This window comes from Burkholderia cepacia ATCC 25416, from assembly GCF_001411495.1.
GTDB classification, from domain to species: domain Bacteria; phylum Pseudomonadota; class Gammaproteobacteria; order Burkholderiales; family Burkholderiaceae; genus Burkholderia; species Burkholderia cepacia.
In genome coordinates, this window is record NZ_CP012981.1 from 20,966 (window position 1) to 36,760 (window position 15,795).

Genomic DNA, 15,795 nt, shown 5'->3' on the forward strand with positions numbered 1-15,795 from the left:
CCTGTCGGTGTTTGAGACAGATCGACCGCGCGCCGCGTCGTCCAGATGCGGACGCCGGTGCGCCTATTCGTCCCAGTGCACCACTTCCCACGTTCCCGTGGCGGCATCCGCGCGCAGCCAGACGACACCACCGGCCGGCACCGGCCGCGACAACAGCGTATCGAGCGGCACGCACAGTACATGCGCCGCGAACACGCGGATCACGCCCGCATGCGTGACCGCCCATTGCGGCCGGTCGAACCGCGCGACGGCATCGGCCTGCCGGGCGACCCGGGCAGCGAACCGCGCGACGCTTTCGCCGCCATGCGCGCACGCATGCATCAGGTCGGCCGCCCACGCATCGAGTGCCGCGCGATCGATATCGTCCCAGCGCCGCATTTCCCACGCGCCGAAATCCATTTCCTGCCAGTCCGCCTCGCGTTGCAGCGGCACGCCGCATGCCTGCGCGAGCCGCTCGGCAACCGACGCGCAGCGCGTCAGCGGGCTCGTCCAGACCTGTTCGGGAAGCGGCGCGCCGAGTACCGACAGATGCGCGCGCACGGCCTGGGCGCCGGCGTCGGCCGGCGCGGCGAGCGGCACGTCGCTGCGTCCGTAGCAGATGCCCGGCTCGACACCGACGGCCGGATGACGGATCAGGACGACGTCCATCCGAGCACCACGAGATAGATCGCCAGTTCGCACAGTTGTTGCGTGAAGCCGAGACAGTCGCCGGTATAACCGCCGATCCGCTTCACGAAATAGCGGGCTGCCCACGCGCGCACGAGCACGAGCGCCACGCAGGCGGCGACGCCCATGCGCCAGTCGGGCCAGAACAGCCACGGTAATCCGAACAGCGCGGCGACACACGCCGCGCGTGCCCCCATCCGTTGCGCGACCGGTTTCGCCTTGCCTTCGGGCCGCACGTAGTCGAGCGTCATCAGCAGGCTCACGGCCGCCGCGCGGCTCGCCGCGTGCGCGGCGATCATCGTCCACGCGGCACGCAACGGCAGCATCGACGCAAGCGCCTGCCATTTCACGCCGAGCGCGATCACGAGCGCGACCGCACCGAACGTGCCGATCCGCGAGTCGTGCATGATGCGCAGCACGTCGTCGCGCGTATAGCCGCCGCCGAACGCATCGCAGCTGTCGGCGAGGCCGTCCTCGTGGAAGGCCCCCGTCGCGAGCAGCGTGGCGGCCATCGACAGCCCGACCGCGATCGACACGGGCAGCGCGCGCAGCGCGACCAGATACACGAGCGCGCCCCACGCGCCGACGCATGCGCCGACGAGCGGGAAATATCGCGCGGCCTGGTCGAGATCGCCGGCCGCGTAGCCGATCGCGTGCGGCACGGGCACGCGCGTGAAGTAGCCGAGCGCGACGAAGAAGTAGCGCAGTTCGGCCCGCACGCCGCGCGCGCGATCAGGCGTCACGATCGTCGACACCGGCGGATTCGAAGCTCGCCATTTCCGTGAGGAACGCAGCAGCCGCACGCACGAGCGGCAGCGCGAGCGCCGCGCCCGTGCCTTCGCCGAGCCGCAGGTCGAGCGCGAGCAGCGGCTTCGCGCCGAAATGCTCGAGCATGCGCCGGTGCCCGGCTTCGTGCGACGTATGCGAGAACACGCAGTAGTCGCGCACGCCGGGCGCGATGCGCTCGGCGACGAGCAATGCGGCCGTCGCGATGAAGCCGTCGACGAGGATCGTCATCCGTTCGCTCGCGGCTGCGAGATACGCGCCCGTCATCATCGCGATCTCGAAGCCGCCGAACGTCGCGAGCACGTCGAGCGGCGCGATCGCGTGCGAGTGCTTGACGAGCGCACGGCCGAGCACCGCGCGCTTGTGCGCGAGGCCCTGGTCGTCGAGGCCCGTGCCGCGCCCGACGCACGCGTCGATCGGCACGCCGAGCAGGCGGCTCATCAGGCACGCGGCCGACGACGTGTTCGCGATCCCCATCTCGCCGAAGCCGATCACGTTCGTGCCGAGCGATGCGTGCAGGCGCACGCGCGCCGCGCCGGCCGCGAGCGCCGTCATCGCCTCGTCGCGCGTCATCGCAGGTTCCGTCGCGAAGTTGCGCGTGCCGCGCGCGACCGGCAGCGACACCAGGCGGTCGGACAGCGGCAGCGGCGACGCGACGCCCGCATCGACGATCTCGAGCGTGCTCTGCGAGACGCCCGAGAACGCGTTGATTGCCGCGCCGCCGGCGAGGAAGTTCGCGACCATCTGCGCGGTCACCGCTTGCGGATAGGGGCTCACGCCTTCGGCGGCAATCCCGTGATCGCCGGCGAACACGATCATCACGGGACGCTGCACGACCGGCCGCTCGGTGTGCTGGATCAGGCCGACCTGCAGCGCGACTGCCTCGAGCTGGCCGAGGCTGCCGGGCGGCTTGGTCTTGTGGTCGATCACATGCTGCAGGCGCTTGCGCAGCGCATCGTCGAGCGGTGCGATCGCGGGCGGGAAGTGGGTCGGGGTCGTCATCGGGAAACCGTGTCGTGGGCGCGGCGTGCACCGCGCATCGGAAAAGGAAACGTCATTGTCGCTCGGGCCACGCCGGCAGCAGCGCATCGCGGCCGTTCTCGCGGATCAGCACGAGCGGATAACCGAACGCGTCGCTCGCGCGCTCGGGTGTCAGCACGTCGTGCACGGGGCCGGCCCACGCGTGGCCACGGCCGTCGAGCAACAGCGCATGCGTCGCGAAACGCCGCGCGAGGTTCAGATCATGGCACGAGAACAGCACCGCGCGCGGGCCCGCGTCGAGCCAGGCGGCCAGCGCGGTCAGGCAATCGATCTGGTGATGGAGGTCGAGATGCGCGAGCGGTTCGTCGAGCAGCATCAACGGCGCGTCCTGACACAGCGTCGCGGCCAGCGCGACGCGCTGCCGCTCGCCGCCCGACAGCGACAGCACGTCGCGCGACGCAAGCGCGGTCAGGTCGAAGGTCGCCAGCGCGTCGCGCGCGGCCGCGCGGTCGCCGTCGCGCTCCCAGCCCCAGCCGCCGAGATACGGAAAGCGGTTGAGCAAGACCGTATCGAACACGGTCGCGCTGAATGCGTCGTGCAGTTGCTGCGGCATCAGCGCGCGGCGCTGCGCGAGCTGCGCGGGCGGCCATGCGGAAAGCGGCCGGCCGTCGATCGCGACGTGTCCGCCGGCCGGCGGCTGCAGCCCCGCGAGGGTCGCCAGCAGCGTCGTCTTGCCCGCGCCGTTCGGCCCCGCGACGCACCAGATCTCGCCCGGACGGAACGCCTGCGTGAAGCCGTCGAGCAGCGTGCGCGCGCCAGCCTTCAGCGTCAGGCCGACGGCCGCGCAGCTCATCTCGTCGCCGCTGGCGCGCAATGCGGCACGGGTCATCGCATCGGCCTCCTGAGCAACATCCACAGGAACACCGGCACGCCGATCAACGCGGTCATCACGCCGACCGGCAGTTGCGCGGGCGCGATCGCGGTGCGTGCGAGCAGGTCGGCGGCCATCACGCCACCGCCGCCCGCGAGCATCGCGGCCGGCAGCAACATCCGCTGGTCGTTGCCGAATGCGAGCCGCAGCGCGTGCGGCACGACGAGGCCGACGAAGCCGATCGTGCCGGCGGTCGTCACTGCGGCCGCGGCGGCCAGCGACGCGACGAGATAGATCCGCACACGCAGGCGCGCGACGGGCACGCCGAGCGCGAGCGCCGTCGCATCGCCGCGCAGCAGCACGTTCAGTTGCGGCGCGGCCGGCAGTGCGATGCACGCGGCCAGCAGCAGCGCGCCCCACGCGAACCACGGTGTGCTCACGCCGTTCAGGTCGCCCGTCAGCCAGAAGATGATGCCGCGCAGCCGCGCATCGGGCGCGAGCGACAGCAGCAGCGTGACGAGCGCGCCCCACCCCGCCGCGATCACGACGCCCGTGAGCAGCAGCCGCGGCGACGCATCGCGCGCCTCGCCGCGCCCCAACTCGCGGCGCGCGAGTCCGAGCACGAGCGCGACCGACACGAGCGAGCCGGCGAACGCCGACACATCGACGAGCCACCATGCGCCGCCCGCGATCATCGCGACGAGCGCGAAGCCGGCCGCACCGCCGGACACGCCGAGCACGTACGGATCGGCGAGCGGGTTGCGCAGCAGCACCTGCAACAACGAGCCGGCCAGCGCGAGCAGCGCACCGCACGCGAAGCCCGCGAGCGCGCGCGGCAGGCGCAGCGTGCGGACGATGTCGGCGAACAGCGCGTCGCCGCCATGCGGCACGAGCGACGCGAGCGCCTGCCACGGCGACATCGGCACGCTGCCGATCGACAGCGACGCGACGAACAGCAACGCGACCGCCGCGGCCAATGCGGCCCAGATCGCGGTGGCGCGCGCGGCGCTCATGCGGCCCTCCGCGCGACGGACGACACTGCGCGCATCGGTGCGCTACCGCTGCGGGCCGGGCGCGACATCGGCGCAGTGCAGCGTGTTGCAGGCATACCCAAGCTCGTGGTCCTTGCGGTCAGGTGATCGACGCGCGCGGCGACCTCCCGGCGGTCGCCCGGTTCGAGAACGTCATCAAGATGGCAGAAATCGGCGCCGCCGACGATTGGGGTCAGCATCGAAGATCAATCCCGTGAAGCACTGCGCGCCCCGCTTCCCCGCAGGCCGCGCGTCACGAAGCCCGTGCGGGCTCCCCGCCTCGGCCGGTATCCGGGCTGGCGGCGGTCCGGCTCGCCTTCCCGCGCGAAAACGCGCAGTGGCCCGCGTCCGCATGCGAAACGTGCATGCGGAACGCGCCCGAGCCGGCCTGCGTCATGCAACGCGGCCGCTTACCGTTGCGGGGGCAGCGCAGGTTGGCGGCTTCCTGGCGGAGCCCGCGCCCTGCTTCCCGTTTAACCGCGCGTTGCACGCGCGAGCACCGAGGCGGCGCCAGTTTAGGAGCGGGTCGCACGAGCGTCAAGGAAGCATCCGGACACGCACGTGACGCGCCGATTCGCGGCAAGAAGCAGGGGTGTTACGACTGGAAACGTTACAGATGTCGGTTTGCGCGTTATTCCGCGCTAAAATGCTGGGTCTTTAGAGGACGCAGCAAATGCTCAACGAACTCGAAACCCTATCTCAAAATATTGGCCGTCTGATTTCGCTGAACAAGCGCTATCACTCGGAACGGCTCGCGCTCGAGGAGCAGGTCGCGCAATTGCGCGCGGACGCGGACACGGTCCGCGCGGAACTCGCGCAACTGCGCGACGAACGCAATGCGCTCGCGGCCGAGCGCGACACGCTGTCGGCAAAGATCGACGACGCCCAGGTGAAACTGAACGCGATTCTCGAAAAGCTGCCGCGCTCGAAAAGTGCGGAGCAAGCCGACAACCAGCTCGACCTGCTGGATGCGCAGGCGCGTACGGATGGCGATGACGCGGCCAGCCACGGAGAACATGCATGAGCACCAAGCAGATCGAAGTCTCGATTCTCGGTCAGGCCTATCGGCTCGCCTGCTCGGCCGAGACCGAAGCGGCACTGCTCGAAGCGGTCGCGCGCGTCGACGCCGAAATGTCGAAAATCCGCTCGAACAGCTCGGTACGCGGCACCGATCGCATCGCCGTGATGGCGGCGCTGTCGCTCGCTTCCGAATTGCTGCGGCTGCAAACGAGCGTGCGGCACGGTGAAGCATTTCCGGCGGAGGAAATCCGTCGTACAATGCACCAGATGAACGAACAGCTCGGCGCGGTGCTCGCACAGCACGAGACGCAGTAACGTTTTAATCGATGCGTCGATTCCCCTTGATCTCGGCGATCAACGGTGGTCAAATTGGCGCATCGAATCACAGTTCAGTCAGCTTCCCTGCCTGGTTCGCCAAGGTCATATATTCCTTGAACCAATGCCATGTGCACGGTTGCGGAAATTTGTAGCACGGGCGCGCGCGTCACTCTGTCTGATGTACCCGAAGTGCTGCTAACTGCGACCAATTCTGAACCTCAGGTTCAGGATGCCGGCCTAGCGGCCAAGGCGGGGGCCTATCCAACGGCATCGGGCGAAGCCCGGTGCCGTTTTCTTTTGTAGCAGCCTCTTTCTGCGTCGATCACGATCCATGCAATACTGGCTGATGAAGTCCGAACCGGACGAAGCAAGCATCGACGATCTCGCCAACGCACCGCAGCGCTCGCTGCCGTGGACCGGCGTGCGCAATTATCAGGCGCGCAATTTCATGCGCGACACGATGAAGATCGGCGACGGTGTGCTGTTCTATCACTCGAGCTGCCCCGAGCCGGGCATCGCGGGCCTCGCCGAAGTATCGTCGACGCCCTACCCCGACCCCACGCAGTTCGATCCGAAAAGCCCCTATTACGATCCGAAGTCGACCCGGGAAGCGCCGCGCTGGCTGCTCGTCGACGTGCGCTACGTGAAAAAATCGCCGCTCGTGCCGCTCGCCGCGCTGCGCGAACACGACGAACTCGCCGACATGCGCGTGCTCGCACGCGGCAACCGGCTGTCGATCACGCCCGTCACGCGTGCCGAATGGCGGTTCATCACCGAAAAGCTGATGAAGTAGGCGCACGCCAAACGTCAAATCTGGTCAGTACGCGCCGCCGCCACGGAACTCGCGGCACTTTCGCGCGGCCTAAGCAACCGCTGCCGGCCGATCGAGCCGGCCGTCGTTTTTTCGTCGCGCGGTACGCCCGCGTCGCGCACGCGTGATCCGCGTGCGCGCCCTCGCACAAGGAGTCCAACAATGACCAAGAAATCCGCACTCGCGCTGTCGCTCGCCCTTGCCGCCGCCGTTCCCGTCGCGCTGACGCTCGCGTCACCCGCCGCGCACGCGCAGGCCGCGAACCCGCACTTTCCGGAGCCGGCAGGCGTGCTGTCGCTGTCATCGCAAGCCAGCGCCGACGTGCCGCAGGACATCATCCACATCACGCTGTTCTACGAGCAGCAGGCCAAGGATCCGGGCAGCCTCACCGCGCAGTTGAACCAGCGCGCCGATGCCGCCCTGTCGCAAGCGAAAAGCGTATCGGGCGTCACGGCACACACGGGCGCATTCTCCGTCTATCCGAGCACCGATCGCGACGGCAAGATTTCCGCATGGCGCGGCCGCACCGAGGTCGCGCTCGAATCGCGCGATTTCGCCGCGGCGTCGAAGCTGGCCGGCCAGTTGTCGAACCTGATGCAGGTCGCGAACGTCGAGTTCTCGCTGTCGCCCGAAGCGCAGCGCGCAGCCGAGCAGAAGCTGACGACCGAAGCGATCAAGTCGTTCCGCGCCCGCGCGGACGAAGCCGCGAAGGCATTCGGCTACAGCAGCTACACGATCCGCGACGTGAACGTCGGCAGCGGCCGCAACGTGCAGCCGTATCCGCGCATGATGGCGATGGCCGCGGCACCGATGGACAGCGCAAAGATGAGCGCACCGATCGCGGTCGAAGGCGGCAAGGCCACCGTGTCGGTCACCGTCAACGGTTCCGTGCAGATGAAGTAACGCGCAGCGCGCGGCAGTCCGAAATGAAAAACGCCGGCCCGAAGGCCGGCGTTTTTCATTTCAATGCGTGGGCCGATGCACGCGTCGATCGCGCGTGCATCGCCATCACATCACGCAACGGCATTCGCCGCGCGGCGGCGATACGCCCAGACCATCAACGCGATACCCGCGATGATCATCGGCAGCGACAGCCACTGCCCCATCGACAGGCCGAGCGCGAGCAGGCCGAGGAAGTCGTCGGGCTCGCGCGCGAACTCGACCGTGAAGCGTGCGAGGCCGTAGCCGATCAGGAACAGCGCGGACACGGCGCCCATCGGCCGCGACTTGCGCGCAAAGAAGAACAGCGCGAAGAACAGCACGATGCCTTCGAGCGCAATTTCATAGAGCTGCGAAGGATGACGCGGCAGCATCTGGTATTGCATGAACACGTCGGCGAGATGCCACTTCTCGACGAGTTCCGGATGCTTCGGCAACCATGCCGCATCGTCGCGCATCGCACCCGGGAACAGCATCGCCCACGGTGCGGACGGATCGGTCACGCGGCCCCACAGTTCACCGTTGATGAAGTTGCCGAGCCGCCCGGCCGCGAGCCCCGTCGGCACCATCGGCGCGACGAAATCGGTGACCTGCAGCCAATGGCGCTTGCGCTGCCACGCGAACAGCGCCATCGCGAGCGTCACACCGAGGAAGCCGCCGTGAAACGACATGCCGCCCTCCCACACCTTGAACACGTCGAGCGGATGCGAGAAGTAGAAATCGGCCTTGTAGAACAGCACGTAGCCGAGGCGGCCGCCGAGCACGGTGCCGAGCACGCCGTAGAACATCATGTCGTCGATGTCCTTCACGGTCCAGCCCTGCGCCGCGACGTGCGGCAGCTTCAGGCGGATCCGGCCGACGACGATCGCCGCGATGAAGCCGACGAGATACATGAGCCCGTACCAGCGCACGGCCAGCGGCCCGAGATGGATCGCAACGGGGTCGAAATTCGGGTGAATGATCATGGGTTAGCGAAGAAGTTTTCGAATGCGGTGCGGCCGTCGCACACGCGCAGCACCGCGCGTTGGACGGCACCGGCGCGCCATCGTTCACGTCACGGGGCGAGCCCCTGCGCGCGCACGACGTCGAGGAAGCCGGCCAGCACGGGGCTCACGTCGCCGGAACGCCACACGAGGCCCGTCTCGACGACCGGCGCGTGACCGGCGAGCGGCCGGTAGACCACGCCGGTGCGCCGCAGGTTACGCAGCGATTGCGGCACCAGTGCGACGCCCATGCCGGCCGACACGAGGCTGACGATCGTCTGCATCTGGATCGCCTCCTGGCCGATGCACGGGGTTTCCCCCGCCGCGCCGTAGCAGCCCGTAATGATGTCATAAAAGCCGGGCGCCAAACGACGCGGAAAGATCACGAGCGGCAACGCGGCGACTTCCGCGAGATGGACGGGCTCGTCTTCAGGCGCGTCGCTCGCGGCCGCCGGCATCGCGATCACCAGCGGCTCGCGCAGGACGGGCAGGTACGACAGCCCGGCCGCGTGGCGCGGCGGCACGGGCGGAATGACGAGCCCCGCGTCGATGCGGCCAGCGACGAGTTCGTCGATCTGCACGTCGCTCGTCGCCTCCGCGAGTTGCAGGCGCACCTGCGGATAACGCGCGCCGAACGCACGCAGCAGCGAAGGCAGCAGCCCGTAATCGGCGGTCGACACGAACGCGAGCGACAACGAGCCGGCCTCGCCGCGCGCGAGCCGTCGCGCCAACGGCGGCAACGCATCGGCCGACGCAAGCAGCCGGCGCACATCGGGCAACAGCGCGGCCCCGACCGCCGTCAGCGCCACCGAACGCTTGCTGCGCACGAACAGCGCGACGCCGAGCGTGTCCTCGAGCGCGCGGATCGCCTGCGACAGCGGCGGCTGCGTCATCGACAGGCGTTCGGCCGCGCGGCCGAAATGGCGCTCGTCCGCAACGGTCGCGAAATAGCGCCACTGGCGCAGGTCGGGAGTCGGATCAGCCATGCGTCTTTCATTCAGGAAACGACTTAATAGGCGACAAATAATATATTGGACATCCCAATCCGGAAACTCCATGCTTGACTGATCCGAACCGGCGCGCCGTTCACCGGCGCCGCCCAGACAACGATGGAGTCCCCCATGGCTTACAACCGCCGCTCGAGGCACATCACGCAAGGCGTGGCCCGATCGCCGAATCGCTCGATGTATTACGCGCTCGGTTACCAGAAGGACGATTTCGACAAGCCGATGATCGGCATCGCGAACGGCCATTCGACGATCACGCCGTGCAATTCGGGCCTGCAGCGCCTGTCGGATGCAGCCGTCGCGGCCGTGAAGGCCTCCGATGCGAACCCGCAGATCTTCGGCACGCCGACGATTTCGGACGGCATGTCGATGGGCACCGAAGGCATGAAGTACTCGCTCGTGTCGCGCGAGGTGATCGCCGACTGCATCGAGACCTGCGTGCAGGGGCAATGGATGGATGGCGTGGTCGTCGTCGGCGGTTGCGACAAGAACATGCCGGGCGGGATGATCGCGCTCGCGCGCCTGAACGTGCCGGGCATCTACGTGTACGGCGGCACGATCCGCCCCGGCAACTGGAAAGGCCGGGACCTGACGATCGTCTCGTCGTTCGAGGCCGTCGGCGAATTCACCGCGGGCCGGATGTCGCAGGAGGATTTCGAAGGGGTCGAGCAGAACGCATGCCCGACGTCGGGTTCGTGCGGCGGGATGTACACCGCGAACACGATGAGTTCGTCGTTCGAGGCGCTCGGGATGTCGCTGCTGTACTCGTCGACGATGGCCAACCCCGACCAGGAGAAAGTCGATTCGGCCGCCGAGTCGGCGCGCGTGCTGGTCGAGGCCGTGAAGCGCGACCTGAAGCCGCGCGACATCATCACGAAGGAATCGATCGAGAACGCGGTGTCGGTAATCATGGCGACGGGCGGTTCGACCAATGCAGTGCTGCACTATCTCGCGATTGCGCACGCGGCCGAGGTCGACTGGACGATCGACGACTTCGAGCGCATCCGCAAGCGCGTGCCCGTGATCTGCGACCTCAAGCCGTCGGGGAAGTACGTCGCGACCGACCTGCACCGGGCCGGCGGGATTCCGCAGGTGCTGAAGATCCTGCTCGACGCGGGGCTGCTGCACGGCGACTGCATGACGATCACCGGCCGCACGATCGCCGACGAACTGAAGGACGTGCCCGCCGTGCCGCGCGCGGACCAGGACGTGATCTTCCCGATCGACCGCGCGCTGTACAAGGAAGGCCATCTTGCGATCCTGAAAGGCAATCTCGCGGAAGACGGCGCGGTCGCGAAGATCACCGGCCTGAAGAACCCCGTGATCACGGGCCCGGCGCGCGTGTTCGACGACGAGCAGAGCGCGATGGATGCGATTCTCGGCGACCGGATCCAGGCAGGCGACATCCTCGTGCTGCGTTATCTCGGCCCGAAGGGTGGCCCCGGCATGCCCGAAATGCTCGCACCGACGTCCGCGATCATCGGCAAGGGGCTCGGCGAATCGGTCGGCTTCATCACCGACGGCCGCTTCTCGGGCGGCACCTGGGGCATGGTGGTCGGCCATGTCGCACCGGAGGCGTTCGTCGGCGGCACGATCGCGCTCGTGCAGGAAGGCGACTCGATCACGATCGACGCGCACCGGCTGCTGCTGCAGTTGAACGTGGACGACACGGAACTCACGCGCCGCCGCGCCGCGTGGCAACAGCCGGCACCGCGCTACACGCGAGGCGTGCTCGCGAAATTCGCGGCCCTCGCCCGGCCCGCGAACCAGGGTGCCGTCACGGGTTGACACGGGTGCATCGCCGCATGCGACCCCGTTAAGCAGGGCCGCCGGGGGAACGCGCAAAACGCGCTTTCCCTTTGCTTTTATAATGCGCGGGTCATGAAGCCGGCCGTCCCCGCCGGCGGAGAACCGCATGAAACACTCGATATTGCGCGTCCTGCTCGCCACGCTGCTGATCGGCAGCGGGGCGGCGGCGCGCGCCGACCAGGCCGACGGGCTCGCGCTTGCCCAGCGCAAGAACTGCATGGCCTGCCACGCGATCGGCAAGCCGCTGATGGGCCCGTCGTTCCGCGACATCGCCGGCAAGTATGCGGCGCGCGGCGACGCCGTCGATTACCTCGCCCAATCGATCGTGAAAGGCAGCGTCGGCGTATGGGGCAGTGTGCCGATGCCCGCCAATACGCAACTGACGAGCGCCGAAGCCCACACGCTCGCGCAATGGGCGCTGTCGGTGCGCTGATCCGGGCGCAACGGGCGTAAACCGCCGTCGCGCGGGGTTCCGCCGGCAGGCGGGCCCGCCGAGGCTGATCCGCACCTCGCCGGCCGCTTGGCCGGCCCTTACTGGAATCGCACCCTGTTTTTCACCTGAACGGTCGCGCACTCAACCGGCATGACCGGCGCGGCGGCGTGCGATTTCTTCGTCGACCGCGTCGCGAACCCAGTCCATCACCTCGGTTTCCAGCGCCAGCGCCACTTCGCGCGTGATCTGGCCGACCAGCCAGGCCGAATGCTCATGCAGCGCGTCGCGACAACGGGCCTCGATGGCGTCGCGCCCTTCCCCGGTCAGATAGTTCGTCAGGCGATTGCGCAGGCGCTCGGCGATGTGCTGGGCATCTTCCGGCGTCAGCCCGGCCACGGCCTGCGCATCCTGCTGCGGCGCAGCGGCCGCTGCGGCCACTGCGGCGGCCGGTGCGACGGCCTCCGGCATGTGCGCTTCACGCGCGTGCCCGACAGCCTCACGCGCCACCGCGGCGAACGCATGCGGCAGCACATCGTCGTCGGCCAGCGACGAGCGCAGCGGCGCACTCATCGCCGCCGAGTCTTCGGCAACCACGTGCTCCGCGGCGCCGGGCTCCGCCGGCGCATCGGTCTCGCCAAGCGCGGCGGCGACGACAGTCGCAGTCACCACCGCCTCGTCTCCGGGCAGTTCGACCGCCGGCACGTGCGGCGTCGGCACGGGTTCGACCACGACGGAATCGGGGTCGAGTGCGGCGGGCATGGAATCGGCCGGCGCCGCACCCGTGGTGCGTGGCGCGACCACGTCGGTCAGCACCGGAATCGCCGCGCCGGCGGGCGGCTGCGGAGCGTCGGGCGCGGGCGCGCGCGCCGGCACCGGCTTGCCCGGCACCAGCACGTCGGTCAGCGTCGGGATCGAGGATGAATCGGCTTCTGTCACGGGAACACTCCGTCGACGGTTGCGGCTAGCTGCCCTGCTTGTAGTTGTTCAGCGCGTATCCGCGGTCGCGGTAGAACCGGTAGCGGTCGCGGCCCGCGGCCAGCTCGTCCGGCGCGTTGCCGACCACTTCGAGCAGGCGCTCGAAGCGGGCGAACTGCGCAGGCACGGCCGCGCCGAGGTTCAGCAGCACGTGATGATGCGGTGCGCGGTCGAGATCCGCGGCCAGCACGATCGGCGTGCCGGCTGCGTGCTCGCTGTCGACACCGCAATGCGGGATGAAATCGAGCGGCGAGAACGTCCAGAGCCGCTCGTCGAGCGCGCGCAGGCGCGCGGGCTCGGCGAGCACGACGACCGGCTGCCCGGCCTGGTAGGCCTTGCGCAGCAGCCGGCACGCGTATGCGAGCGAATCGCCGACGTTCGAGTGGAAATCGATCCGCGTCATTGCCCGCCTACCCGCAGCGTCGTCAACACCGCCATCACTGGCCGGCGCGGTCGATCAGGAACTGCGCGAGCAACGGCACCGGACGGCCCGTCGCCCCCTTCGCCGCACCGCCCTTCCACGCGGTGCCCGCGATGTCGAGGTGGGCCCACGGATAGCTGTCGGTGAAGCGCGACAGGAAGCACGCGGCGGTCACGGCGCCGGCCGGGCGCCCGCCGATGTTCGCGAGATCCGCGAAGTTCGACTTCAGCTGATCCTGGTACTCGTCGTCGAGCGGCATGCGCCATGCCGGGTCGTTCGCCTCGCGCGACGCGTCGAGCAGTTCGCCCGCGAGCGCGTCGTTCGTCGAGAACAGGCCGCTGTTGTGGCCGCCCAGCGCGATCACGCACGCGCCCGTCAGCGTTGCGACGTCGATCACGGCGGCCGGCTTGAAGCGCTCGGCATACGTGAGCGCGTCGCACAGGATCAGGCGCCCTTCGGCGTCGGTGTTCAGCACCTCGATCGTCAGGCCCTTCATGCTGGTGACGATGTCGCCCGGCTTCGTCGCGTTGCCGCCCGGCATGTTCTCGCAGGTCGGCACGATCGCGACGACGTTGATCTTCAGGCCCATCTCGGCGACCGCACGCATCGTACCGAGCACCGAACCGGCGCCGCACATGTCGTACTTCATCTCGTCCATGCCCTCGCCCGGCTTCAGCGAGATGCCGCCCGTGTCGAACGTGATGCCCTTGCCGACCAGCACGACCGGCGCGGCCTTCGCGGCGGCGCCCTGGTAGTGCAGCACGATGAACTGCGGCGGCTCGACCGACGCGCGCGCGACCGACAGGAACGAGCCCATCTTCAGCGCCTGGATCTGCTTTAGCCCGAGCACTTCCGCCTTCAGGCCCCAATCCTTCGCGATCTTCTTCGCGGTGTTGCCGAGGTAGGTCGGCGTGCAGACGTTACCCGGCAGGTTGCCGAGGTCGCGGGTGAGATCCATCCCGTTCGCGAGCGCGACGGCCTGCTTGACCGCGACCTTCGCGGCCTTTTCGTCGGACGGATCGACGCTGAACACGACGCGCTTGAGCGTGTGCGACGCCGGTTCCGCCTTGCTCTTCATCTGCGTGAAGCGGTAGGTCTCGTTGCGCAGCGCGAGAATCGCCGCACGCACGCCCCAGTCGGAGCTGCGCTCGTCGACCGGCAGTTGCGCGAGCGTGAACGTGACCTGGACGACCTTGGTCGCCAGCAGCGCGCGCCACGCGGCCGTCGCTGCGTCGTTATAGGCTTTCTGGTTGAAAGCATCCTGCTTGCCGAGGCCGACGAGCAGCACGCGCGACGCGCCGATGCCCGACACTTCGTGCAGGAACAGCGTCTTGCCGCGCTTGCCGTCCATGTCGCCGGCCTTCACCACGCGCGAAATCAGTCCCTTGGTGGCCGTGTCGATGTCGAGCGCCGCGCCCGAGAGGGTCTGCGCCTCGAAGATGCCGAGCACGATGCAATCGGACTTCCCGGTCAGGAACCCCTTCGCCTCGCCTTTGCTCCAATCACAGCCTTTTATGCTAAAGTCCATCGCGCTTGTCCTCGGATAAAATCTGGGCTAAGGATGAAAGCCGCAATTATCCGCTATTTTTCCCGTGGCGGCGCGAGCGCTCCGCTACGCGTGCGCAGCCTCCCGCCCTCTTCTCATCAAGAATGATCTTCGAACGCTCCCTCCAGCGCGAGCTTGCGTATACGGCTGGCGCCGTGTTCATGGTGCTGCTCACGATCATGCTCACGACGATGATGATCCGCATCGTCGGTTACGCCGCGTCCGGTGAAATCGATCCGCGGGACGTCCTCGTGCTGATCGGCCTCACCGTGATCGGCTACCTCGCCGTGATGCTCGTCGTCACGCTGTTCGTGTCGATCCTGTTCGTGCTGACCCGGTGGTACCGGGACTCCGAAATGGTCGTGTGGCTCGCGTCGGGCGTAAGCCTCACGCGCCTCATCAAGCCGATCGGCGTGTTCGCCACGCCGATCATCCTGCTGATCGCCTTCTTCGCGTTCGTCGGCTGGCCGTGGTCGAACCAGCAAAGCAAGATGATCAAGGCACGCTTCCAGCAACGCGACGAGATCTCGCTGCTCGCGCCGGGCCAGTTCCGCGAGTCGGCCACGAACCACCGCGTGTTCTTCATCGAGAAGATGACGCCCGACCAGAGCAAGGTGCAGAACGTGTTCGTCACGTCGACCGAGAACGGCAAGGTCAACGTGGTCGTATCGCAGACGGGTCACACGGAAACGCGCGACGGCAGCCGCTTCGTCGTCCTGGAAGACGGCCGCCGCTACGACGGCACGCCCGGCCAGCCGAACTTCAAGATCATGGAGTTCGAGCGCTACGGCGTGAAGATCACGAGCACGCCGGTCACCAACGTGCCGACCACGAACAGCACGCCGACGCCGGACCTGCTGCGCAACCCGACGCGCGACAACCTCGCGGAATTCGCGTGGCGCGCGGGGCTGCCGCTGATCGCGATCAACCTGCTGGTGCTCGGCATTCCGCTGTCGTACCAGAACCCGCGCCGCAGCCGCACGATCAACCTCGTGATGGCCGTGCTGATCTACCTCACGTACTCGAACCTGCTGAACGTCGTGCAGGCGCAGATCGAGCAGGGCAAGATGTCGTTCGGCGTCGGCCTGGTCGGCCTGCACCTCGTCGTCGCCGCGATCGTCGCGTTCATCTTCTGGTTGCGCGTGCGCAATCGTCCGCTGTTTACACGCGCGCTGTTCGGCCGCTCGGGAGCATGATC

General features: G+C 68.1%; 17 protein-coding genes, 1 other RNA gene and 1 riboswitch. Of the genes, 8 read left to right on the forward strand and 10 right to left on the reverse strand.

What is annotated here, in order from left to right; translation table 11 throughout:
• Nucleotides 1-63 precede the first annotated feature (63 nt).
• From cobC to APZ15_RS00110, 5 genes are read right to left on the reverse strand one after another with little or no spacing between them, the layout of a single operon-like run.
• The gene (gene cobC, locus APZ15_RS00090) at nt 64-648 is read right to left on the reverse strand and encodes an alpha-ribazole phosphatase (RefSeq protein ID WP_027786724.1); all 585 of its coding nucleotides are present in this window, start codon (nt 646-648) and stop codon (nt 64-66) included.
• Nucleotides 633-1,409 carry an adenosylcobinamide-GDP ribazoletransferase gene (locus APZ15_RS00095; RefSeq protein WP_027786723.1) on the reverse strand — a complete coding sequence of 259 codons (777 nt, stop codon included), beginning with the start codon at nt 1,407-1,409 and terminating at the stop codon, nt 633-635. The genes cobC and APZ15_RS00095 overlap by 16 nt, the downstream gene beginning before the upstream one ends.
• Nucleotides 1,399-2,454: a nicotinate-nucleotide--dimethylbenzimidazole phosphoribosyltransferase gene (cobT, locus tag APZ15_RS00100; RefSeq protein WP_027786722.1), complete on the reverse strand. Its 1,056-nt coding sequence runs from the start codon at nt 2,452-2,454 to the stop codon at nt 1,399-1,401. Before cobT ends, APZ15_RS00095 begins: the two co-directional genes overlap by 11 nt.
• Before the next feature lie 52 nt (nt 2,455-2,506).
• Nucleotides 2,507-3,322 carry an ABC transporter ATP-binding protein gene (locus APZ15_RS00105; protein WP_027786721.1) on the reverse strand — a complete coding sequence of 272 codons (816 nt, stop codon included), beginning with the start codon at nt 3,320-3,322 and terminating at the stop codon, nt 2,507-2,509.
• A complete protein-coding gene (locus tag APZ15_RS00110; RefSeq protein WP_027786720.1) occupies nt 3,319-4,317 on the reverse strand; it encodes a FecCD family ABC transporter permease in 999 nt (332 codons plus the stop codon). Before APZ15_RS00110 ends, APZ15_RS00105 begins: the two co-directional genes overlap by 4 nt.
• A 283-nt stretch (nt 4,318-4,600) precedes the next feature.
• Nucleotides 4,601-4,854: riboswitch (cobalamin riboswitch) on the reverse strand.
• Nucleotides 4,855-5,008: 154 nt separating this feature from the next.
• Here APZ15_RS00110 and APZ15_RS00115 point away from each other — a divergent pair.
• The 5 genes from APZ15_RS00115 to APZ15_RS00130 all read left to right on the forward strand — a co-directional run bounded on the left by APZ15_RS00115 (nt 5,009) and on the right by APZ15_RS00130 (nt 7,387).
• The gene (locus APZ15_RS00115) at nt 5,009-5,359 is read left to right on the forward strand and encodes a hypothetical protein (RefSeq protein ID WP_021160796.1); all 351 of its coding nucleotides are present in this window, start codon (nt 5,009-5,011) and stop codon (nt 5,357-5,359) included.
• Nucleotides 5,356-5,670 (forward strand): cell division protein ZapA, encoded by a 315-nt coding sequence (locus APZ15_RS00120; protein ID WP_011352906.1) that lies wholly within the window; start codon nt 5,356-5,358, stop codon nt 5,668-5,670. The genes APZ15_RS00115 and APZ15_RS00120 overlap by 4 nt, the downstream gene beginning before the upstream one ends.
• Nucleotides 5,671-5,751: 81 nt before the next feature.
• Nucleotides 5,752-5,933: non-coding RNA, 6S RNA (gene ssrS, locus APZ15_RS38410), on the forward strand.
• Nucleotides 5,934-6,004: 71 nt separating this feature from the next.
• Complete coding sequence (locus tag APZ15_RS00125; RefSeq protein ID WP_021160795.1) at nt 6,005-6,466, forward strand: EVE domain-containing protein; 462 nt, start codon at nt 6,005-6,007, stop codon at nt 6,464-6,466.
• A 180-nt stretch (nt 6,467-6,646) separates the two neighbouring features.
• Entirely contained in the window at nt 6,647-7,387 is a 741-nt protein-coding gene (locus APZ15_RS00130; protein ID WP_027786719.1) for an SIMPL domain-containing protein, read from the forward strand.
• 110 nt (nt 7,388-7,497) lie between these two features.
• Here the strand turns inward: APZ15_RS00130 and lgt are convergent, their stop codons facing one another.
• Together lgt and APZ15_RS00140 are read right to left on the reverse strand one after the other, a co-directional pair.
• Nucleotides 7,498-8,388, reverse strand: a complete 891-nt coding sequence (gene lgt, locus APZ15_RS00135; protein WP_027786718.1) for a prolipoprotein diacylglyceryl transferase — start codon at nt 8,386-8,388, stop codon at nt 7,498-7,500.
• Nucleotides 8,389-8,477: 89 nt separating this feature from the next.
• Complete coding sequence (locus tag APZ15_RS00140) at nt 8,478-9,392, reverse strand: LysR family transcriptional regulator (RefSeq protein ID WP_027786717.1); 915 nt, start codon at nt 9,390-9,392, stop codon at nt 8,478-8,480.
• 135 nt (nt 9,393-9,527) lie between these two features.
• Here APZ15_RS00140 and ilvD point away from each other — a divergent pair, with 135 nt between their 5' ends.
• Both ilvD and APZ15_RS00150 read left to right on the forward strand, forming a co-directional pair.
• Nucleotides 9,528-11,201: a dihydroxy-acid dehydratase gene (gene ilvD, locus APZ15_RS00145; protein ID WP_027786716.1), complete on the forward strand. Its 1,674-nt coding sequence runs from the start codon at nt 9,528-9,530 to the stop codon at nt 11,199-11,201.
• Nucleotides 11,202-11,328: 127 nt separating this feature from the next.
• On the forward strand, nt 11,329-11,655 hold the full coding sequence (locus APZ15_RS00150; RefSeq protein ID WP_027786715.1) for a c-type cytochrome: 327 nt from the start codon (nt 11,329-11,331) through the stop codon (nt 11,653-11,655).
• A gap of 141 nt (nt 11,656-11,796) precedes the next feature.
• Here the strand turns inward: APZ15_RS00150 and APZ15_RS00155 are convergent, their stop codons facing one another.
• From APZ15_RS00155 to APZ15_RS00165, 3 genes are read right to left on the reverse strand one after another with little or no spacing between them, the layout of a single operon-like run.
• A complete protein-coding gene (locus APZ15_RS00155; protein ID WP_027786714.1) occupies nt 11,797-12,591 on the reverse strand; it encodes a DUF2486 family protein in 795 nt (264 codons plus the stop codon).
• A gap of 25 nt (nt 12,592-12,616) precedes the next feature.
• On the reverse strand, nt 12,617-13,033 hold the full coding sequence (locus tag APZ15_RS00160; protein ID WP_021160787.1) for a DNA polymerase III subunit chi: 417 nt from the start codon (nt 13,031-13,033) through the stop codon (nt 12,617-12,619).
• Nucleotides 13,034-13,067: 34 nt separating this feature from the next.
• Nucleotides 13,068-14,579 (reverse strand): leucyl aminopeptidase, encoded by a 1,512-nt coding sequence (locus tag APZ15_RS00165; protein ID WP_027786713.1) that lies wholly within the window; start codon nt 14,577-14,579, stop codon nt 13,068-13,070.
• A gap of 122 nt (nt 14,580-14,701) precedes the next feature.
• Here APZ15_RS00165 and lptF point away from each other — a divergent pair, with 122 nt between their 5' ends.
• The gene (gene lptF / locus APZ15_RS00170; protein WP_021160785.1) at nt 14,702-15,793 is read left to right on the forward strand and encodes an LPS export ABC transporter permease LptF; all 1,092 of its coding nucleotides are present in this window, start codon (nt 14,702-14,704) and stop codon (nt 15,791-15,793) included.
• Nucleotides 15,794-15,795 lie beyond the last annotated feature (2 nt).